This is a genomic window from Bacillus sp. A260, from assembly GCF_009861435.1.
Classification (GTDB): Bacteria; Bacillota; Bacilli; order Bacillales; family Bacillaceae_G; genus Bacillus_A; species Bacillus_A cereus.
This window is the reverse complement of the sequence record NZ_CP046398.1, coordinates 4,964,802-4,985,868: the sequence shown is the minus strand read 5'-3', so window position 1 is coordinate 4,985,868 and position 21,067 is coordinate 4,964,802. Positions and strand designations below refer to the sequence as shown.

Sequence of the window (21,067 nt, the reverse complement as noted above, 5' to 3'; positions counted from 1 at the left end):
TCGTTTTTTATTTATAAAATGGACAGAATATATCCGCCAAAGGCTCCCAGTATAACGATAACCCAAGGTGGTGTTTTCCAAAAAGCTAGTAAGCAAAAAAGAAGCGAAGCGAAAACGAAATCTGAAGCATTTATAACTGTACTCGTCCAAATAGGATCGTAAAAAGCGGCAATTAAAATACCAACAACTGCGGCGTTAACACCAAGTAGTGCGCCTTGTATGAATGATATTTTTCTCACACTGTTCCAAAATGGTAAAACACCAATAACGAGTAAGAAAGCAGGGAGGAAAATCGCAATTGTTGCGAGTGTTGCCCCAAGCGTCCCGTTTAATACTGCTCCTATATAAGAGGCGAATGTAAATAGTGGTCCTGGTACTGCTTGTGTTAATCCGTATCCAGCTAGGAACTGTTCTTTCGTCATCATTCCGTTTTGTACGAACTCACCTTCAAGAAGGGGCAGCACGACGTGTCCTCCTCCAAATACAAGTGCGCCAGAACGATAGAAACTATCAAATAAAGCGATGTAATAAGAAAACGGTCTTAATATCGGTAGCAGCAGTAATAGTCCAAAGAATAAGACGAGACAAGAAACTGCTATCTTTTTTGAAATAGGTACTTTTATATTTTGAGATTGGCTAATTGGTTGGTTGCGATATAAAAACCAGCCGATAAAGCCACATATTATAATAAGGATGACTTGTGTCCAACTACTTGGCCATAATAAGGCAATTGCGGCAGTTACAATCGCAATCGTCGCACGGTTGCGATCTGGAGTTAACTTTCGGGCCATTCCCCATATGGCATGAGCGACAATAGCTACTGCTACAAGTTTTAGTCCATGAATCCAGCCGGCACTTCCAAGGTCGAACTGATTAAGGAATGAGGCGAAGAAAACCAAAACAAGTACAGACGGTAAAGTGAATCCAATCCATGAAATAATAGCTCCTAATAGTCCTCCTCTTAATAATCCAACCCCCATACCGACTTGACTGCTGGCAGGACCAGGAAGGAATTGACATAGCGCTACTAAATCTCCATAGCTTCGTTCATCCATCCATTTTCTTTTTTGCACGTATTCGTGGTGAAAATAGCCGAGATGAGCGACAGGACCGCCGAATGAAGTAAGTCCTAATTTAAATGAGACGAGAAAAATCTCTAATAATGTGTGAAAGATGTGTTTGTTTTTTTTCAAAATAACCTCCTATAATGTTTTTCTATGTGCATTATACAAGAGACTTTCAATCTACAGGAACGATTTTAATGTAAAGATTTTGTGAATCTTTTCTTTGTAATTAAAATTGAAAAAGTCATAAATGATTATGTCTAAACCATAAAGTAGTAGAAGTAGTGCTGGGAAATTTATATAAGGAGAATGCCTTATGACAACACATTTCTTTGCCAGGTTAACAGGTAAGAGGGAAGTGCCTCCTGTAAATACAGAAGCTTTTGGGGTAGCAGAGTTTATTTTTAGTGATGATTTAACGAAATTGCATTACAGAGTAATACTAAAAAATATAGAAAAGGTTACATCGTGTCAAATTCATTTAGGGAAGTCTACTCAAATTGGTCCTGTTGTTTTATATTTGTATGGTCCACTGGAGCAAGGGATTAGTTTGAACGAGGGAAGTATTACTGGTGTAGTGAATGTAGAGGATTTTGAGGGACCTTTACAAGGGAAATCATTTGTACATTTACTTCAAGAAATTATTCAAGCAAATGTATATGTTAATGTTCATACGAAATCACAAAAAAGAGGAGAAATAAGAGGGCGAGTTAGAAAAGTAAAGAAGTAGAGGAAAAGGCTGTCCATATGTTGGAACAGCCTTTTCTCATTATATAAGGTGCTAGTTTTAGCGATTATTGTCGGTAAATCGATATGTTTTGAAAATCGCCGATATAACTCACGTTACGGTCGATATTTTTAAAAACGGCCTCAATTAATTTTTAACAGGCTGATTTTTAATAAAGAAGTCCATAACGTAAAATACTTCGTCATCAGGTATTTGTATTTCAAATGTATTTTCAATCGGTTGCAATGCTTTTTTTACTTTCATATACATCCAGTATTCATCTTGTCTTCTTTTCTCTTTATCAGGGTGAGGAAGAAGGCTTTCTCCTTTTTGAAGACGGTCAACCATACAGCTCATATGCAGAATAACCCCCATTAAGCTATCAGGAGTTAGCTGTAAGGAAATTAATTCTTGAATTGTATTTAATGCGTAACGAATTGTTTTAATAAGTAATGCCCCATCGTTACGCTGCATTTGTTGTTCAAGAATATCCGCCATTTTTGCATATGTTTCTTCATACGTAATTAATTCTTGAATGGGCTGAATCGCTGTGTAGTTTACGATGTCTTGGAAATGATATGTTAAGCACGGCACTTGCACATCGAAATTCGTGACGATACAAATGATATTACGCTCTTTTTTTATGTTCTCGATCATTTTCGTTAAATCTTTTTCATGGACGATACTAATCGGAATAATTTCAATTAAGTCTTTATCAAATCGTAAATAGTTCTCTAACATTTTTTGAATAGCTAAAGCACTTCCTTCACCAGTTAAACAAGCTGTTAAAATAACAGATTTCATTGGAGAGAGAGGTTTTTTCTTTTCTTCTTGTACGTTTAAGTAAAACGGTGTTAAATTTTTTACTGTTTCATACAGCGCATCTAATGAATAACCGAGCTGAGCTTTTCGAGCTGCTTCTAGTGCATGTGGTGTGCTCGTCATCGAGAGAACACGTACAGGGATTTTGAACTCCGTTTCTAATATGTCACCGATATAAGCAAGTGACCCCATATCGACAAGTAAGAGAAGCCCATTTACATTTTGTAGTGTTTTCATATACACTTTCACACGTTCCAAGAAATCTTTCGGTGATTCGTGTAACGGCATATCAATACCGGTTACTTCCTCAATACCGAGAAGTTCGTTTGCAACGTTTGCCATTTCAGTTGCGATGCCATTACCGTGTGCTAATATTAATACTTTTACTTCTGTTTGTGAGGCAGGAATTGGATCAACAACGAAGAACATTGTTAAAAAGCCAGCTTCATCAATAGGCATTGTTATTTGTAATTCTTCCTCCAGTAGTTGAATGCATTGCATAGCTACGGAAAAAGCTTCTTTATATTTCGTACGAATTTGATTTAATTGTGGGTGATGTATTTGTTTTCCGCTTTGTAAACGTTGTAGAGTTGTCTGTACATGTAAACTTAAAGCAAGAAATACTTTTTCATCAAACGTCTTAGATAAATGCTTTTCAGCAAGTTCCGCTATTTTTTCACATACGGAAACGATATTACGATCCACAATTTTAAAAACATTTTCATGGCTTGTTTTTTTGGATATTTGGTTAAAATATTGTACGAAAAAGCTTTGAACATCATTTTCTATTAGTAATTCTAATTCTTCCTCTTCAATACCACGTGCTTGAAGTTCTTCGTATTTATAATCAATATAATCGTAAATAGAAGAGCGTTTTTCATCTTCTGTTTTATGATTACTCCAACCTTCCTCACCTGTAAATACAAATGTTTCATTTGGTATTTGGTATAAGTGACGGCTCTTTCTTTCAATGAACAACCCTTCTTTCATATACCAAGGTAAATCTGTACTTGAAACATAGACAGAATCACGTTTCTTTGTGACCAAATCAGAATAGGCTTTCGCACATGCAATTTGAACATCTGTTTTTAATTGACCGATGTTATTGGGACAATTGTAAAAGACGAAAGCACGCATTGCATTTGGGCTAACGTGAATGTCTTTTCGCAGACGAATTGCTTCATTTGTGAAAAATAGCTGTAGTAAAGCAAAGCGCTCTTTATGTGTACGCTCACGAAGTGGTGGCAGCGTAACAGTCATCGGTATACGTCTTGTAAATGTTTTTAATAAAAATGAATTTGGTTCTTCTGTTGTTGCAGTAATGATTAATACTTGTGCTTTACGTTCGTTCTCTGTTTCTCCAAGGCGGCGGTATACTCCGCGGTCAATAAAGGTGAAAAGCATTTCTTGTCCCTCTGGAGGCAGGCGATGTACTTCATCTAAGAAAAGAATTCCTTCATGTGCTTTTTCAATTAACCCTTTTTGATCACTTGCTCCTGTATAAGCTCCTTTTTTAATCCCAAATAATTGCCCGAGTAGTAACTGGGGATTATTTGCATAATCAGCACAGTTAAAGACGATAAATGGTGCATCTTTGGGAAGCTGTTCAACTTCAATTGCATATTCGTGCATTAAAGAAGCAAACATAGACTTTCCGACCCCTGTTTCTCCCAGTAGTAAAGTATGCATACCGTTTGGAGGATAGAGAATAGAAGCTTTCGCTTTTTCAATTGCAATTTTAAGGCTCGTATTTTCAATTGCAAATGTATCTAATGAAGTTATGCCTTTTGAATGCGTTTCCAACGAGGTGTTCGTTTCTATGTAAAAACGAACAGGTCGCGTATTTGTTTTTAATAAACGTTTATCTTTTACAAGTTTGTTTAAATCGCTACTTACATTGGCGCGATCTAGTTGCAGAAATGTAGCGAGTTCTGATGCGGTTACACCTTCTGTATAATTGCCTTTTTGTATTGCGTTAAAAATGAGATCTATTCGTTTCATTTCTATTCACCTCGAAACTTCATCACTATTTAAAATTTTACACAAAAATGGGAAGGGTGGGAAGAGAAAAATAAAACAGCTTTAGCACATAGGCACTAAAGCTGTTACAATCTTGTGTCTTTCCAAAAATTTACCTTGAGATGAGAAGAAGGATTATAGGGAAGAAGTTTGTATCCTTGTGACTGTAAGTAATCAATTACTTTTGGCAGTATTTGTACGGTTACACTCGAATCATGCATTAAAATGACTTCGACTTGTTCATCACTTTGATTACGTACTCTTTCGAGTATGGCAGAAGGATTGTCATAGCTTTTCCAGTCGTATGTATCGATCGTCCAATCCCACATTTTATACTGGGCCGATACAAGTGCGTCACGGTAATTCTTCTTTAAATAAGGCATACTACCATATGGAACGCGAACGAGATGTGTATTTAATTTCGTAACTTGCTGGACAATGCTTTGTGTTTGCTCCATTTCTGCAATTAAAGTGGAAGGGTCACCAGTGTAAAGGCGTTTTACATCATGTGACATACTGTGAAGTCCGATATAATGTCCGTCTTTAATTAATCGTTGCATTGTCTTTTTATAATGTGGTACTTTTCCACCAATAACAAAGAAAGTTGCTTTTCCGTTCTTTTCTTTTAAGATGTTTAAAATTTGTGTAGTATATTTGTTTGGACCGTCATCAAATGTTAAGTACGCAATTTTTTGTGTAGGAGAAGTTGTTTCAGTATTTGGATGATATTCAGCAGGAATAACAGTTGTTGCTTCAGTATTAGATGATACGTACATAGTAATCGTTAAAAATAAAATAATACATTGAAATACTCGCTTGATCATAACATTCACCCTCAGTTTGACAATCAAGATGTAAAAAAGAAAACTTGATACTTTTCTTATTATGTATATCTTTCTCCAATAGAGGAACTCTCAAACAATCTATATTTTGGAAATATAAAATGAGAATAAAAAATAGCATCCTCTTATAAGAAAGAGGATGCTATTTGAATATTTCATAATTGAAAAGGCTATACTACAATTAGTCTTCGCGTTTTTTCACTTTTTTATAAAAGGAAATGATTGGTTTGTAGCGTTCATGTACAAGCCCGATTATTTCAGCGATGATTTCTGTGAAGAAAATCAAAGCGAAAAGAAGAATAATGGATAACCATAACGTTGCAGTAGTAAAAATAATGGCATTTACACTAAAGAAAATACCGAATGCGTATATAATTAGTACCGTTTTGCGATGAGAGAATCCCATTGCAAGTAAGCGGTGATGTAAATGCGATTTATCTGGTGCTGAAATAGGTTTTTTATTTACGATACGACGGATGATTGCAAATATCGTATCAAATATAGGTACACCTAAAATGATAATTGGAACGATAAAACTGAATAACGTTACACTTTTGTATAATCCAAGTAACGATATAACAGAAATACAGTATCCTAAAAATAGTGCTCCTGTATCTCCCATGAAAATTTTTGCTGGATGGAAGTTGTAGAATAAAAATCCAATTGTACTTGCTAATATAATTAATGCAAGTGGCAAGATAATAGCTGTTCCAGTACCCCATGGGCTAGTGAAGGCCATATATGCTAGCGTTGCAAGTACGATAGATGAAATCCCAGCAGATAATCCATCTAAGCCGTCAATTAAGTTGATTGCATTCGTAATACCTACAAGCCAAAATACTGTAATTGGATAAGCAAGCCATCCAAGTTCAGTATCCCCAATGAATGGGATATATAATACTTGCACTAATAATCCACTTTTTACAATCATAATGGCAACTAACAGTTGTCCACCGAATTTTACTCTCGCAGATAACTCGTACATATCATCTAAAATTCCGATGATTACAATGATAATTGCACCTAGCGTTATCGATAACATTCTTTGCTCATATAAGCCACCGACAACAAATCCTACAGCTACACCAATAAATATTGCTAACCCGCCAAGACGTGGCATAATCTTTTGGTGCACTTTACGTGCGTTTGGCTTATCTGTCGCTCCTATTTTAAAAGCTAATTTAATAACTAAAGGAGTAACGACAAGTACAGTGATGAAAGATGCCAAAATGGCATAAATCACTTGTGAGTCCATTAATACCCCACCCTTTATAGTCTAACGTAATTTTTTTTTTTTGAAAATATATTTATCTGAAAATTATGATGTTTGTTTACAGGCTCATAACATATGGTATCACAAAAAGATTAGAATTCAATCTTTTTTTCTTTTTACGGTTAATGGAAGCGAATAAAATATATGACAATTGTATATAGAATGTTGAATCATATAAGAAGGTTAATCGTACTGGACTTCGGAATGTGACATTTTCTCTTTTTCTTCGATAGTGAATACTTTTATTTCAGTATTATAAGTGTTGCACGTAGAAATGAGTAAGTCTCGTGTTAAAATGTGGGAATTTATTACGCGTAAACTGGCAGCCTCATTCTTACTGATTAAGTTTTACTTTATAGTGCATTTAATTTTACAAAAACTTTAAAAAAAATAAGAGAAGTAATTCATATAATGAAAAAGGAAAAGGGTTTTCTCATTTTTAATATGAGAGGGGGAAGCGCAGGGAGAGTTCTATATTTCATATCTTTTCTATTGTAAATTCCTGTGCGAAAAAGAAATGAAAATTACGATAGTAGGTACTGGATATGTTGGATTGATTACAGGAGTAGGATTGGCAAAATTAGGGCATTCAGTTACATGTTTTGATATAGATGATGAAAAAATTGAACGGATAAAACAAGGGGATTTACCTATTTATGAGGTTAGATTACATGAATTAATAAATTATGCATATGAGAATAATGCTTTAATTTTTACATCAAATAAAGAAGAGGCATTTGATGATGTAGAGTTTATATTTATTGCAGTTGGAACACCACCTTTATTAGATGGGACGGCAGATTTAACGTATATTCAGAGTGCTTGTAACGATATTGGATTATACGCGATGAACGATATTATTGTTGTTACGAAAAGTACAGTTCCAGTAGGTACAAATGATGTAATGAAGGGATGGATTGAGGAGAAGTTAAAAGGGAGGCATACAGTACATATCGTATCGAATCCAGAGTTTTTGCGTGAAGGTTCAGGTATTTATGATTTCTTTCATGGAGATCGTATTGTAATTGGAGCGGATAGCGAGGAAGTAGCAAGAAGAGTAGAGAGTTTGTATAGTGAATTATGTTTAGAAACGTATGTTACAGATATTAAAAGTGCAGAGATGATTAAATACGCGTCGAATGCCTTTTTAGCTACAAAGATTAGTTTCATTAATGAAATTTCAAATATATGTGAGAAGGTAGGCGCGAATGTATTGGATGTTGCCAAAGGGATGGGAATGGATAAGAGAATTGGTGCATCTTTTTTAAATGCGGGCATTGGCTACGGAGGGTCGTGTTTTCCGAAAGATACGAAAGCACTGGTACAAATTGCGGGAAATGTTGCTCATGATTTTCGTTTGTTAAAAGCGGTTATTGAAGTAAATAATAAGCAGCAGCTGCTATTGATTGAAAAAGCGAAAAAAGTTATGAATATGAATAAAAAGCGGATTGCAGTTCTTGGCGCATCCTTTAAACCGAATACGGATGATATTAGAGAAGCATCATCTCTTATTATAATAGAAGCATTACTTAATATAGGTGCAGATATTGCTCTTTACGACCCAAAAGCAATTCAATATGTGAAAAATATATTTGGAGATGCTATACAATATAGTAGATGTATAGATGAATCGATTAGAGATGCGAGTGCGGCTTTTATCGTAACAGAATGGAAAGATATTCAAACATATCCGTTAGAAAAGTACGTACAACTTATGAGGGAGCCTATTTTATTTGATGGGAGAAATTGTTATACTGATGAAGATGTTAAGAAACAAAAGATAGATTATTACTCGGTGGGAAGAAAAAGTATTTGTAATAGAAAAGTTTCTGTTATGCGTTAAAAAGGAAAGTACTCATGCATATTTTTATATGTCATAATAGAAGCTGTAATTAGTGAAAGAAAAGAGGCAATCACATGACTGAACGTTTAAAAGTAATGACAATTTTCGGGACACGTCCAGAAGCAATTAAAATGGCACCTCTTGTATTAGAGTTGCAAAAACACCCAGAAAAAATTGAATCGATTGTGACTGTAACAGCACAACATCGCCAAATGTTAGATCAAGTATTAAGTATCTTTGGAATTACGCCAGATTTCGATTTAAATATCATGAAAGACCGCCAAACTTTAATTGATGTTACAACGCGTGGTTTAGAAGGTTTGGATAAAGTAATGAAAGAAGCGAAGCCGGATATTGTACTTGTACATGGTGATACAACAACAACATTTATTGCAAGCTTAGCTGCTTTTTATAATCAAATTCCAGTAGGTCATGTTGAGGCGGGCCTTCGTACGTGGGATAAGTATTCTCCATATCCAGAAGAGATGAATCGTCAATTAACAGGTGTAATGGCGGATCTTCATTTCTCACCAACAGCAAAATCAGCAACGAACTTACAGAAGGAAAATAAAGATGAGTCACGTATTTTCATTACAGGAAATACGGCGATTGACGCGCTACAAACGACTGTAAAAGAAACATATAGTCATCCTGTACTAGAGAAACTTGGAAATGATCGTCTTGTACTTATGACAGCTCACCGTCGTGAAAACTTAGGTGAACCGATGCGTAATATGTTCCGTGCAATTAAGCGTCTTGTTGATAAGCATGAAGATGTACAAGTTGTGTACCCTGTTCATATGAACCCTGTTGTTCGTGAAATAGCAAATGAAATTTTAGGTGAACATAACCGTATTCATTTAATTGAGCCGCTAGATGTAATTGATTTCCACAATGTTGCAGCTCGTTCATACTTAATGTTAACGGATTCTGGTGGTGTACAAGAAGAAGCTCCATCACTTGGGGTACCAGTTCTTGTTCTTCGTGATACAACAGAGCGTCCTGAAGGTATTGAAGCAGGTACGCTGAAATTAGCAGGAACAGACGAAGAGACAATCTTTGGTCTTGCAGATGAGTTGTTATCAGATAAAGAAGCTCATGATAAGATGGCGAAAGCATCTAACCCTTACGGTGATGGTCGTGCATCAGAGCGTATTGTAGAAGCGATTTTACAACACTTTAATAAGTAAATAAAAAAAGGCCCAATCGGATAGATTGGGCCTTTTTTTACGGCTGATTGCGCATAATCCACTCTGCATGAGCATTTGTAGAAGGTGGCGGATCAGTTGGTGTGTTATTTTGGTTTGTCTCTTTTTTTGTTTGTTCGTTAGAGGTAGAACTTGAATTTGAATCAGGATTTGAGTTGTTTTTTGTAGTTGGATTTTTTGCTTTTTCTCCTAATTCTTTTTCAATTTCGTTACGCACCGTTTCTACACTGATTGGATCTGGAAGGAAGTAATAAATACCGCCTATCTTTTTGTCTTCGCCTTCAAGCTTTAACGTTTGCATTGTAGAAGGATCAAATCCAGAAAGTTTATTGTAAAGAGCAAGTCCGTCTGAAATAGGAATGTCGGTTTTTATATATTTTCCAACGACAGCTGTTAAATCTTTAATTTTAAATACAGTAGAGGTGGAGTTTAGTTTATGAGCAACAGCGGCCAGTAATTGTCTTTGTCTAGCAGCTCGACCATAATCGCCATTTGGATCTTGCTTTCGCATACGGACGTAAGCAAGTGCTTCTTCACCGTTTAAGTTTTGCTGTCCTTGCTTAAATTGAATTTTTTTGTAGTAATCCACGTCAGAGCGCTCCCAGAAATCGAAGGGTACGTCAACGGTAACGCCACCAACAGCATCAACGATACCTTTAAAGCCTTGGAAATCAATTTTAATATAATGGTCTACAGGAACTTTTAGAAAGCCTTCGACAGTTTTGATTGCCATTTCTTCTCCGCCGTAAGCATGGGCAGCGTTAATTTTGTCTTCCTTATTTTTGCCAACAATTTTAACTCGAGAATCACGAGGAATACTCATAAGTGAAATCTTTTGCGTTTTTGGATTGACTGTTGCAAACATTAATGAGTCTGTACGACCATTTTGACCATCTGTCGCATAATCTTCTATACCCATAATGAGAATTGTAAAAGGTTCCTTTGTAATTTCTACATCTTGGTTTCTTAAATCCGATTTTTCACGAGTAAAACCACTATACATCCCCATAAGAGAAGAGTAAGAATTTAACACATAAACTCCTATGCTGCCAAATAAAAATGCGAAAATAAGGAAGAAGAAAAGTTTCCTTCTTCGCTTCTTTTTTATTCTGCTATTTTGGAGATGATAATAACGTTCTTCCATATATAATCTCCTTAGTTCGTTAGTTCATTTGTAGGGAAGTAATTCACTACATTAATCTTTGAAGGTGATAAATGGGTTATTCTTAGATAACATCTTGTTCTAAGTACAACATATCTCCTTCTGTAATTGTACATTTCCCGTTTGTTAATTCAATCATCCAATCTGTAAATGCTTGTTTGCCGTCTTCTTCTACATACGTATCAAATGTGACATTTTCTAGATAATGAATATCTTTAATGGCATATTTTGAATTGCGTAATTCATTTTCCACTTTGCCAAGTAATGTGTAATCAATCTCGGTTTGCATCACACGCATTAGTTTTCGCTGGACAACACCGACATGATTAACGCCTTCGCTTGTACACTTTCCATATGCACGAATTAATCCACCTGCGCCAAGTTTAATGCCACCAAAATAGCGTGTTACGACGACGACGGTATCTTTTAGTCCACGTTTTTTAAGTACTTCCAGCATTGGTACGCCAGCTGTACCGCTAGGCTCACCGTCATCATTTGCTTTTTGAATATGATCTTGTTCGCCAATTAAATAAGCGGAACAATTATGTGTTGCATTCCAATGTTGTTTTTTTATTTTTTGTATAAATTCTTGAGCCTCTTCCTCAGTTGTTGCTCGGCTAATATAACAAATAAATCTTGATTTTTGAATGACGATTTCGTGTTCGCCGTAGTCTTTGATTGTTAAATATTGTAATAGCACTTGTGTACGCCCCTATCTATCAAAATGACTAGTACTTTCCATTTTAAAAGCGAGCCTTTTTATATTCAAACATTTTTTCTAAATATGCTGAAGTTTTTGGTGAGTATTTTATCTTTTTGTTGTAATTTGTCGAGATGGTAGGTATAATTTCAACCGGCATTTTCATGTATGGATGCACCATTTGTAGTTTTCGTGTAAAATTAGGAAATAAAACTTTTTATAAGGCAGGTACGAAAATGAAAATAGCTATTGTTACTGATAGTACGGCATATATACCGAAGCAAATTCGTGATGAACTCAATATATATATGATTCCATTAAACGTTGTGTTTGGAACAGAATCTTATCAAGAAGAAGCTGAAATTTCAGCAGATGATTTTTATGTGAAAGTACGTGAACAAGAGGAACTTCCAAAAACTTCTCAACCAGCAATCGGAAAGTTTGTTGAGCTATATGAAGAACTAGCTAAAGATTATGATGCAGTTATTAGTATTCACCTATCAAGTGGAATTAGTGGTACATATCAAACATCAACGACAGCTGGACAAATGGTAGAGGGTATTGATGTATACACGTATGACTCTGAAATTAGTTGTGAAGTACAAGGATTTTATGTGCGTGAAGGTGCAAAGTTAGCAAGTGAAGGAAAGAACCCAAAAGAAATTATCGCTCGTTTTGATGAAATGAAGAAAACGATGGACGCCTATTTTGTAGTTGATGATTTACATCATTTACAGCGTGGTGGTCGATTGAATAGCGCGCAAGCTTTCATCGGCAGTCTGTTACAAGTGAAGCCAGTTTTATATTTTAGAGATAAAATCATTATTCCGTTTGAAAAGATTCGTACACGTAAAAAAGCATTAAAACGTATCATTGAAATTTTTGATGAGCAAGCAAGTAAAGGTGTACCTATGGAAGCAGTTATCATTCATGCGCAACGTGAAGAGGAAGCGAATGAATGGAAGAAAGAATTAGAAGCAAAATATCCTCACGTCACAATTCGTACAGGTTATTTTGGAGCTGTAATTGGTACACACTTAGGTGAAGGTGCATTAGGTCTTGGATGGTATACGAAGTAATAAAGATATAAAAAGCTCTCTTTTTAAGAGGGTTTTTTTACGGGTATGTTACGTTTAGTTGACAAGTTAATATTTGGAAATGGTAAAATGTACGTAAAATAAAATAATGAGGAAAGTTTTATAACTTACTTTTTACAAGAAACTATATTATAATAGAAGAGAGGTGAAACATATGGAGCATAATTCTTGTTTATGTCCAAAGTTTGAGTCAGCTTTTACTCTGCTTAGTAAGAAGTGGACTGGCTTAATTATTAAATCTTTGCTTGAAGAGTCGAAACGTTTTAGAGAAATCGCAGATATTATCCCAAATATGAGCGATCGTATGTTGTCAGAGCGTTTAAAGGAATTGGAAAGCGAGGGCATTGTAGTTCGTAATGTCTATCCAGAAGTACCAGTTCGAATCGAGTATGGCTTAACTGACAAGGGAAAAGCGTTAGAAAGTGTTATGGATGAGGTCCAAAATTGGGCTGAGAAATGGATGAAGTAGTATTTCATTTGTATTCGTATTCGTATTCGTATATTTAATAAAACGTAAGGGATTCCTTACGTTTTTTCTTTGTTTATAGAAGTGAGAAAAGTATATAAATTTCTACACATACATACAAAAATATACGCATTTTGCGCTAGAGCTACATATAATATTACATTTGTTTTACAAAAACGTAACATTAGCAAAAAAAATCCCGAATTATGGTATAAATTTTATAGGTTATATACGGAAAAAGAAAAAAGAAAGCGGTGTAAAAAATAAAATGAAAAAGCTAAAAATGGCATCTTGTGCATTAGTTGCAGGATTAATGTTTTCTGGGCTAACACCAAATGTATTTGCAGAAGATAAAATTTCTGACGTGAAATCACAAATTAACACACAAAATGACACTTTACATAAACAACAACAAGAACGTGATGAATTACAAAAACAAATGAATGACTTAAACAAAACAATTCAAGGTTTAGATAAATCTGTTCAAGAGAATGCTGCAAAGCTTGAAGAAACAACGAAAAAAGTTGCTGATACTGAGCAATTAATTGAAAAGAAAAATAAAGATATTGCAGAATTACAAACAAAGATTGCAAAACGTGAAGAGCTATTAAGAAAGCGTTTAGTTGCACTCCAAGAACAACCAAATACGAACGTTGTAACAGAAGTTCTTGTAAACTCTAAAAATATTGCAGATTTAGTTGATCGTTTAACTTCTGTTTCTAAAATTCTTGAGTCTGATGAAGATATCATGAAAACACAACAAGAAGATCAAGCTAGTGTGAAAAAAGATGTTGCAACGGTAAAAGAGAAACAAAAAGAATTAAAAGAAGCACAAGCTCAAATTGAAACTGCTAAGAAAGATCTTGACGCTGAAAAAGCGAAAAAAGAAACTGCAGTAAATGATTTAAGCGGTAAAATGGAAACAGTTGTAACTACAATGACAAGTACGGAAAGCCAATTAAAAGAGCTTGAACAACAGGCATTAAAATTACAACAAATTGCTGAAAAAGAAGCGCAAGAAAAAGCTGCACAAGAAGCTGCTGCTCAAAAGCAAGCAGAGCAAGCCGCTAAAGACGCGCAAGCTCAGCCAGCACAGCAACCAGCGGCGGCTCAACCAGCACAAACGCAAGCTCAACCAGCAGCTCCAGCAAATAATGCTGTACAAGCTCCAAAAGAAGAGTCTAAAAAAGAAGAACCTAAAAAAGAAGAAGCGAAAAAACCAACACCAGTAGTAACAAATGATGGTGGCGGAAGACAAGATGTTGTTGAAAAAGCTAAAGGCTTAGTAGGTCTAAAATACGTATGGGGTAGTGCGTCAATTTCAAACGGTGGTTTTGACTGCAGTGGTTTAATCTCTTACGTTTACGGTTTAGGTCGTCAAGATACTAGAAGTCTATGGAGTTCTGTACAAAAAATTAGCCCATCTGAAGCGAAACCAGGAGACCTTATCTTCTTACAAGGCACATATAGAGCGGGCGTATCTCACGTTGGAATTTACATTGGTGGCGGTCAAATGATTCATGCTGCTGATGAGTCAACAGGTGTTACTTATGGTAGCGTAAATAGCTCTTACAACCAAAAACATTTCTTAGGTTACGGAAGATTATAGAATTATAATTCAATGAAAAACGTGTATAAAGTCGATAGCTTACTATTTTCTAAGTAGGTTATCGGCTTTTTTGAGTTTTTACGAGATGATGAGAAAGGTTTATAGTAGTGCTGGAGGTGATTGTTGATGCTAGCGGGGAAACAGTTGCTATTAGAAGAACTTTCTTCAGATTTACAGAGGGAATTAAACGATTTGAAAAAGAAGGGAGAGATCGTATGTGTACAAGGTGTAAAAAAGAAGAATTCTAAATATATGTGCCAACGCTGTGGAAACGTAGATCGGTGGCTATTTGCGTCGTTTTTATGTAAAAGGTGCAGTAAAGTGTGCACATATTGCCGGAAGTGTATAGCGATGGGGAGAGTAAGTGAATGTGCTGTACTTGTTCGCGGGATTGCTGAAAGAAAGAGAGAAAAGAATTCAAATTTGTTACAGTGGAACGGGACGTTGTCTACTGGCCAGAATTTGGCGGCGCAAGGAGTTATAGAGGCTATTAAGCAAAAAGAATCATTTTTTATTTGGGCTGTATGCGGGGCTGGGAAAACAGAGATGTTGTTTTACGGTATTAACGAAGCGCTTCAAAAAGGAGAAAGAGTTTGTATCGCAACGCCAAGAACGGATGTTGTTTTGGAATTAGCACCGAGATTACAAGAAGTATTTCCATATATAAAGGTAGCGGCTTTATATGGAGGGAGTGTAGATAAAGAAAAAGATGCAGTACTAGTCGTTGCGACCACGCATCAATTATTACGTTATTATAGGGCGTTTCATGTCATAGTTGTAGATGAGATAGATGCTTTTCCATATTGTGCAGATCAAATGTTACAGTACGCGGTAAAACAAGCGATGAAAGAAAAAGCGGCGCGTATTTATTTAACTGCGACTCCAGATGAAACGTGGAAGCGAAAACTTAAACAAGGTAAACAAAAAGGTGTTATTGTTTCTGGACGATATCACCGTCATCCGTTGCCAGTTCCTCTATTTTGCTGGTGCGGAAATTGGAAGAAAAGCCTCAACCATGAAAGAATTCCTCGAGTTTTACTACAATGGTTAAAGATGTACTTAAACAAAAAGTATCCTGTTTTTTTATTCGTTCCCCATATACGATATATAGAAGAAATAAGCTCGTTATTGAAATCATTGCATAATAAAGTTGAAGGGGTACATGCAGAAGATCCGATGAGAAAAGAGAAAGTCGCAGCGTTCAGAAAGGGAGAAATCCCATTATTAGTTACAACGACAATTTTAGAGCGAGGCGTAACGGTGAAAAATTTGCAAGTTGCAGTTTTAGGGGCGGAAGAAGAAATATTTTCAGAAAGTGCGCTCGTACAAATTGCGGGCCGAGCAGGGCGGAGCTTTGAAGCACCGTATGGAGAGGTCATTTATTTTCACTATGGCAAGACAGAGGCGATGGTGCGCGCGAAAAAACATATTCAAGGTATGAATAAAAATGCGAAAGAACAAGGATTGATCGATTAATGCATTGTTTACTTTGTGATGAGTATTTTGTAGAAAAGGTTAGTTGGTACACTTTTTTTGTAAAGTGTCATAGAAAATATATATGTGATAGATGTGAGCAGAAACTTTCCTATATTATAGGAGAAATTTGCATGGAGTGCGGGCGACCTTTAGAATTTGTTCCTGCCTCATTTCAAGAAGACGGTATTTGTATAGATTGTATAAGGTGGATGAAAGAGGAGAAGTATCGTTCTTTTAAAAACCGTTCGTTATATATGTATGATGATAAGATGAAAGAAATAGTAGCGCAGTTTAAGTTTCGGGGGGATGCAGAGTTAGTGCACATTTTTTATCGTCCTTTTCGAAGTTTATTTCAAAAGTGTTTTGCCAATGTTTCAACTGTTATCGCTGTTCCGCTTAGTAAGGAAAGGGAAGTTGAACGTGGTTTTAATCAAGCTGAGTTATTAGCAACTTGTTTGCCTGTCAAAATTTCTTATCCATCATTAAGAAGAAGGGAAACAGAAAAGCAAAGTAAGAAGACACGTAAAGAAAGGGTGTCAGGAAGCAATCCTTTTTATTTTCAGGGAGAAGAGATGTTTTCTGGGCAACATATTTTACTCGTTGATGACGTGTATACGACAGGGATTACGGTTAGGCAAATCGGAAGTTTGTTATATGAAAGAGGGGCAAGGGAAGTATCTAGTTTGACACTTTGTAGAAGTTAATATGACAGTGTCGAAAGGGATAATAAAAAGGCGATAAGTCTTCTTTGACTTCATATGTTGTCATTCGTTATAGTCAAAATATGGGGCGAATGCCCTGATTTTTAGAGTGAAGGGAATGGAATGAACATGCAAGGAAGAGTGAAATGGTTCAATGCAGAAAAGGGATTTGGGTTTATTGAGCGTGAAGATGGTGACGATGTATTTGTCCATTTTTCTGCTATTCAACAAGATGGGTATAAGTCATTGGAAGAAGGGCAACAAGTAGAGTTTGACATTGTAGATGGAGCACGTGGACCACAAGCAGCTAATGTTGTGAAACTGTAGGGTATATTGTTTTGGGAAGAGAAAGCTGCGTTTGTGGCAACGTTATATATATGTAGTAGAACCTCTTGTTTTTCGCAAGGGGTTTTTGTTATAGGGTAAGTTGTCAAAAAGTTGTTTCTTTTCTGTAACGAATTGTCCACAGAAATATTCGTTATTCACGATGTTAATAGGATAAAATAAAGATAGAAACGATGCATCTTTTCATTTCAACAAAAAACGATAAAAAAATCGCAATTCCACTAATTTTTTTAAAAAAGTTAGAAGGAGTTTTTAAGCCAATGTCGAAATTATAGTACATAGGCTTGAAAGGAGGAATTCATCTATGAAATTCAACATTCGTGGTGAAAATATTGAAGTAACTCCAGCATTAAAGGAATATGTAGAGAAAAAACTAAGTAAGTTAGAGCGTTATTTTGATACATTCCCAGAGATTAAAGTTAATTTAAAAGTATACTCTGACAAGCAACGTGTCGAGGTAACAATTCCATTTACTGATTTATTACTTCGTGCAGAAGAAACTAATAGCGATATGTACGCTGCTATCGATTTAGTAGTTGATAAAATTGAGCGACAAATTCGTAAACATAAAACAAAAGTAAATCGTAAGTTACGTGAGAAAGGTTCTATAAAAACGAACTTTATCCTTCCGGAAGCAGTAGCTGTTTTGGATGAGGTAGAAGAAGATGAATTAGAACTTGTACGTACAAAACGATTCGATTTAAAACCGATGGACGTTGAAGAGGCAATCCTACAAATGGATATGCTAGGACATAATTTCTTCGTCTTCACAAATGCTGATACAAATGAAACTAATGTTGTATATGGCCGTAAAGATGGGAAATACGGTTTAATCGAAACTAAATAATAATTCGAAAGCGCAGCCGAATGAGGCTGCGCTTTTTTTGCTGAAAATAGATTTTTAAAAAACTTTTCTTAATTTAGAACGAGACAATCGGCCGATTGTTGTCATAGTTATAAGACAAGTGTTACAATTATCATTAGGTATATACATTTTAGTTTTTTTAATTAGGAGAAAAATTGGCATAACATACATTTGATTTTTATAACGACTGATTGTAATAGAGAAAAAGAAAAACAATCGGAAGTTTTATTTTAATAAAAAGAGGAGCGTATTTCCTATGATCGGTATTTTAAAAAAGGTGTTTGATGTAAATCAACGCCAAATTAAACGTATGCAAAAGACAGTTGAGCAAATTGATGCATTAGAGTCATCTATTAAGCCACTAACTGATGAACAATTAAAAGGAAAGACGCTTGAATTTAAAGAACGTCTAACAAAAGGTGAAACAGTAGATGATTTACTACCTGAAGCTTTTGCAGTTGTTCGCGAAGCGGCAACTCGTGTTCTTGGAATGCGTCCATATGGCGTACAGTTAATGGGTGGTATTGCCTTACATGAAGGGAATATTTCTGAGATGAAAACGGGTGAAGGTAAAACGTTAACATCTACATTACCTGTATATTTAAATGCTTTAACAGGAAAAGGTGTTCACGTTGTTACAGTCAATGAATATTTAGCACAACGTGATGCGAGCGAAATGGGACAACTTCATGAGTTCCTTGGCTTAACGGTAGGAATTAACTTAAATAGTATGTCACGCGAAGAGAAACAAGAGGCTTATGCTGCTGATATTACGTATAGCACAAATAATGAGCTTGGATTCGATTACTTACGTGATAACATGGTTTTATATAAAGAGCAGTGCGTTCAACGTCCACTTCACTTTGCTATTATCGATGAAGTCGATTCTATTTTAGTCGATGAAGCACGTACGCCGCTTATTATTTCAGGACAAGCTCAAAAATCAACAGAGCTATACATGTTTGCAAATGCATTTGTTCGTACGTTAGAAAATGAAAAAGATTATTCATTTGATGTGAAAACGAAAAATGTAATGCTAACAGAAGATGGTATTACGAAAGCAGAGAAAGCTTTCCATATTGAAAACTTATTCGATTTAAAACATGTAGCACTTCTTCACCATATTAATCAGGGGCTTCGTGCACACGTTGTTATGCATCGTGATACAGATTATGTTGTACAAGAAGGCGAAATTGTAATTGTAGACCAATTCACTGGTCGTCTTATGAAAGGTCGTCGTTATAGCGAAGGATTACACCAAGCGATTGAAGCAAAAGAAGGTGTAGAAATTCAAAATGAAAGCATGACGCTTGCAACAATTACATTCCAGAACTACTTCCGTATGTATGAAAAATTATCTGGTATGACTGGTACAGCGAAAACAGAGGAAGAGGAATTCCGTAACATTTACAATATGAACGTTATTGTAATTCCGACAAACAAACCGATTATTCGTGATGATCGTGCCGATTTAATCTTTAAATCAATGGAAGGTAAGTTCAATGCTGTTGTTGAGGATATTGTAAATCGTCATAAAAAAGGGCAACCTGTTCTTGTAGGTACAGTTGCAATTGAAACTTCAGAGCTTATTTCAAAAATGTTAACGCGTAAAGGTGTACGTCATAACATCTTAAATGCGAAAAACCATGCTCGTGAAGCAGATATCATTGCAGAGGCTGGTATTAAAGGTGCTGTAACAATCGCGACGAACATGGCAGGTCGTGGTACAGATATTAAGCTTGGAGACGATGTGAAAAACGTTGGTTTAGCAGTTATCGGTACAGAGCGTCACGAAAGTCGTCGTATTGATAATCAGTTACGTGGTCGTGCTGGTCGTCAAGGGGACCCTGGTGTTACGCAGTTCTACTTATCGATGGAAGATGAATTAATGCGCCGATTTGGTTCAGATAATATGAAAGCAATGATGGACCGCCTTGGTATGGATGATTCTCAGCCGATTGAAAGTAAAATGGTTTCTCGTGCGGTAGAATCTGCACAAAAACGTGTTGAAGGAAATAACTATGATGCACGTAAGCAGTTACTGCAATATGATGATGTACTTCGTCAGCAACGTGAAGTTATTTACAAACAGCGTCAAGAGGTAATGGAGTCTGACAACTTACGCGGCATTATTGAAGGTATGATGAAATCTACAGTAGAACGTGCTGTTGCTCTTCATACACAAGAGGAAATTGAAGAAGATTGGAACATTAAAGGTCTTGTTGACTACTTAAATACAAACCTTCTTCAAGACGGAGATGTAAAAGAAGAAGAATTACGTCGTCTTGCTCCTGAGGAAATGAGCGAGCCAATTATTGCGAAATTAATTGAGCGATACAATGAAAAAGAAAAGCTTATGCCAGAAGAGCAAATGCGTGAGTTTGAGAAGGTTGTTGTATTCCGCGTTGTAGATACGAAATGGACAGAGCATATTGATGCGATGGATCACCTTCGTGAAGGTATTCATTTACGTGCTTACGGTCAAATCGATCCACTTCGTGAGTACCAAATGGAAGGGTTCGCGATGTTCGAGTCAATGGTTGCTTCTATTGAAGAGGAAATTTCTCGTTACATTATGAAAGCTGAAATTGAACAAAACTTAGAACGTCAAGAAGTTGTTCAAGGTGAAGCTGTTCATCCTTCTAGCGATGGCGAAGAAGCAAAGAAAAAGCCAGTTGTAAAAGGTGACCAAGTGGGCCGCAATGATTTATGTAAATGTGGTAGTGGTAAAAAATATAAAAACTGCTGTGGTATCGTTCAGTAATATAGGACGATAGCTTTGGCTGTTTTGCAAACTTTTATATCAAAAATGTATAATTAAGAAGGATTAAACTCTCTCCGTAATAAG

17 protein-coding genes are annotated in these 21,067 nt (G+C 35.9%); 11 read left to right on the top strand and 6 right to left on the bottom strand.

What is annotated here, in order from left to right; translation table 11 throughout:
* Positions 1–11 precede the first annotated feature (11 nt).
* Positions 12–1,193, bottom strand: a complete 1,182-nt coding sequence (locus GD442_RS25400; RefSeq protein ID WP_000739648.1) for a chromate transporter — start codon at positions 1,191–1,193, stop codon at positions 12–14.
* Between the two features lie 187 nt (positions 1,194–1,380).
* Here GD442_RS25400 and exsM point away from each other — a divergent pair, with 187 nt between their 5' ends.
* Entirely contained in the window at positions 1,381–1,794 is a 414-nt protein-coding gene (gene exsM, locus GD442_RS25395) for an exosporium regulatory protein ExsM (protein WP_000207046.1), read from the top strand.
* Between the two features lie 144 nt (positions 1,795–1,938).
* On the opposite strand, the gene GD442_RS25390 is transcribed toward exsM, so the two are convergent.
* The 3 genes from GD442_RS25390 to GD442_RS25380 all read right to left on the bottom strand — a co-directional run bounded on the left by GD442_RS25390 (position 1,939) and on the right by GD442_RS25380 (position 6,729).
* Positions 1,939–4,614 carry a sigma-54-dependent transcriptional regulator gene (locus GD442_RS25390; RefSeq protein ID WP_000820971.1) on the bottom strand — a complete coding sequence of 892 codons (2,676 nt, stop codon included), beginning with the start codon at positions 4,612–4,614 and terminating at the stop codon, positions 1,939–1,941.
* Between the two features lie 104 nt (positions 4,615–4,718).
* The gene (locus tag GD442_RS25385) at positions 4,719–5,456 is read right to left on the bottom strand and encodes a polysaccharide deacetylase family protein (RefSeq protein ID WP_000597149.1); all 738 of its coding nucleotides are present in this window, start codon (positions 5,454–5,456) and stop codon (positions 4,719–4,721) included.
* Between the two features lie 199 nt (positions 5,457–5,655).
* A complete protein-coding gene (locus GD442_RS25380) occupies positions 5,656–6,729 on the bottom strand; it encodes a glycosyltransferase family 4 protein (protein ID WP_000378318.1) in 1,074 nt (357 codons plus the stop codon).
* Between the two features lie 535 nt (positions 6,730–7,264).
* Here GD442_RS25380 and GD442_RS25375 point away from each other — a divergent pair.
* Positions 7,265–8,590 (top strand): UDP-glucose dehydrogenase family protein, encoded by a 1,326-nt coding sequence (locus GD442_RS25375; RefSeq protein WP_086407873.1) that lies wholly within the window; start codon positions 7,265–7,267, stop codon positions 8,588–8,590.
* Between the two features lie 74 nt (positions 8,591–8,664).
* Positions 8,665–9,780, top strand: a complete 1,116-nt coding sequence (gene wecB / locus GD442_RS25370; protein ID WP_000140145.1) for a non-hydrolyzing UDP-N-acetylglucosamine 2-epimerase — start codon at positions 8,665–8,667, stop codon at positions 9,778–9,780.
* Between the two features lie 37 nt (positions 9,781–9,817).
* Here wecB and GD442_RS25365 read toward each other — a convergent pair whose 3' ends face one another.
* Both GD442_RS25365 and GD442_RS25360 read right to left on the bottom strand, forming a co-directional pair.
* A complete protein-coding gene (locus GD442_RS25365) occupies positions 9,818–10,942 on the bottom strand; it encodes an LCP family protein (protein WP_159365228.1) in 1,125 nt (374 codons plus the stop codon).
* A gap of 82 nt (positions 10,943–11,024) precedes the next feature.
* Positions 11,025–11,660 carry a YigZ family protein gene (locus GD442_RS25360; protein ID WP_000926672.1) on the bottom strand — a complete coding sequence of 212 codons (636 nt, stop codon included), beginning with the start codon at positions 11,658–11,660 and terminating at the stop codon, positions 11,025–11,027.
* A 236-nt stretch (positions 11,661–11,896) separates the two neighbouring features.
* On the opposite strand from GD442_RS25360, the gene GD442_RS25355 reads away from it, so the two are divergent.
* The 8 genes from GD442_RS25355 (at position 11,897) to secA (ending at position 20,983) form a co-directional block, all read left to right on the top strand.
* Positions 11,897–12,739 carry a DegV family protein gene (locus tag GD442_RS25355; RefSeq protein WP_000684725.1) on the top strand — a complete coding sequence of 281 codons (843 nt, stop codon included), beginning with the start codon at positions 11,897–11,899 and terminating at the stop codon, positions 12,737–12,739.
* A 172-nt stretch (positions 12,740–12,911) separates the two neighbouring features.
* On the top strand, positions 12,912–13,226 hold the full coding sequence (locus GD442_RS25350) for a winged helix-turn-helix transcriptional regulator (protein ID WP_000400857.1): 315 nt from the start codon (positions 12,912–12,914) through the stop codon (positions 13,224–13,226).
* Positions 13,227–13,386: 160 nt separating this feature from the next.
* Positions 13,387–14,832 (top strand): C40 family peptidase, encoded by a 1,446-nt coding sequence (locus GD442_RS25345; RefSeq protein ID WP_159365227.1) that lies wholly within the window; start codon positions 13,387–13,389, stop codon positions 14,830–14,832.
* Positions 14,833–14,958: 126 nt separating this feature from the next.
* Positions 14,959–16,308, top strand: a complete 1,350-nt coding sequence (comFA, locus tag GD442_RS25340) for an ATP-dependent helicase ComFA (protein WP_000879430.1) — start codon at positions 14,959–14,961, stop codon at positions 16,306–16,308.
* A complete protein-coding gene (locus GD442_RS25335; protein WP_002183001.1) occupies positions 16,308–17,012 on the top strand; it encodes a ComFC family protein in 705 nt (234 codons plus the stop codon). Before comFA ends, GD442_RS25335 begins: the two co-directional genes overlap by 1 nt.
* 126 nt (positions 17,013–17,138) lie before the next feature.
* The gene (gene cspC, locus GD442_RS25330; RefSeq protein ID WP_001990088.1) at positions 17,139–17,336 is read left to right on the top strand and encodes a cold shock protein CspC; all 198 of its coding nucleotides are present in this window, start codon (positions 17,139–17,141) and stop codon (positions 17,334–17,336) included.
* A gap of 322 nt (positions 17,337–17,658) precedes the next feature.
* Positions 17,659–18,201: a ribosome hibernation-promoting factor, HPF/YfiA family gene (gene hpf / locus GD442_RS25325; protein WP_000671185.1), complete on the top strand. Its 543-nt coding sequence runs from the start codon at positions 17,659–17,661 to the stop codon at positions 18,199–18,201.
* A gap of 274 nt (positions 18,202–18,475) precedes the next feature.
* Positions 18,476–20,983: a preprotein translocase subunit SecA gene (gene secA / locus GD442_RS25320; protein ID WP_000579385.1), complete on the top strand. Its 2,508-nt coding sequence runs from the start codon at positions 18,476–18,478 to the stop codon at positions 20,981–20,983.
* Positions 20,984–21,067 lie beyond the last annotated feature (84 nt).

Coding starts and splice junctions, on each gene's coding strand:
- exsM (WP_000207046.1), top strand. CDS start 1,381: ATGACAACACATTTCTTTGCCAGGTTAACAGGTAAGAGGGAAGTGCCT.
- GD442_RS25390 (WP_000820971.1), bottom strand. CDS start 4,614: ATGAAACGAATAGATCTCATTTTTAACGCAATACAAAAAGGCAATTAT.
- GD442_RS25385 (WP_000597149.1), bottom strand. CDS start 5,456: ATGATCAAGCGAGTATTTCAATGTATTATTTTATTTTTAACGATTACT.
- GD442_RS25380 (WP_000378318.1), bottom strand. CDS start 6,729: ATGGACTCACAAGTGATTTATGCCATTTTGGCATCTTTCATCACTGTA.
- GD442_RS25375 (WP_086407873.1), top strand. CDS start 7,265: ATGAAAATTACGATAGTAGGTACTGGATATGTTGGATTGATTACAGGA.
- wecB (WP_000140145.1), top strand. CDS start 8,665: ATGACTGAACGTTTAAAAGTAATGACAATTTTCGGGACACGTCCAGAA.
- GD442_RS25365 (WP_159365228.1), bottom strand. CDS start 10,942: ATGGAAGAACGTTATTATCATCTCCAAAATAGCAGAATAAAAAAGAAG.
- GD442_RS25355 (WP_000684725.1), top strand. CDS start 11,897: ATGAAAATAGCTATTGTTACTGATAGTACGGCATATATACCGAAGCAA.
- GD442_RS25350 (WP_000400857.1), top strand. CDS start 12,912: ATGGAGCATAATTCTTGTTTATGTCCAAAGTTTGAGTCAGCTTTTACT.
- comFA (WP_000879430.1), top strand. CDS start 14,959: ATGCTAGCGGGGAAACAGTTGCTATTAGAAGAACTTTCTTCAGATTTA.
- GD442_RS25335 (WP_002183001.1), top strand. CDS start 16,308: ATGCATTGTTTACTTTGTGATGAGTATTTTGTAGAAAAGGTTAGTTGG.
- cspC (WP_001990088.1), top strand. CDS start 17,139: ATGCAAGGAAGAGTGAAATGGTTCAATGCAGAAAAGGGATTTGGGTTT.
- hpf (WP_000671185.1), top strand. CDS start 17,659: ATGAAATTCAACATTCGTGGTGAAAATATTGAAGTAACTCCAGCATTA.
- secA (WP_000579385.1), top strand. CDS start 18,476: ATGATCGGTATTTTAAAAAAGGTGTTTGATGTAAATCAACGCCAAATT.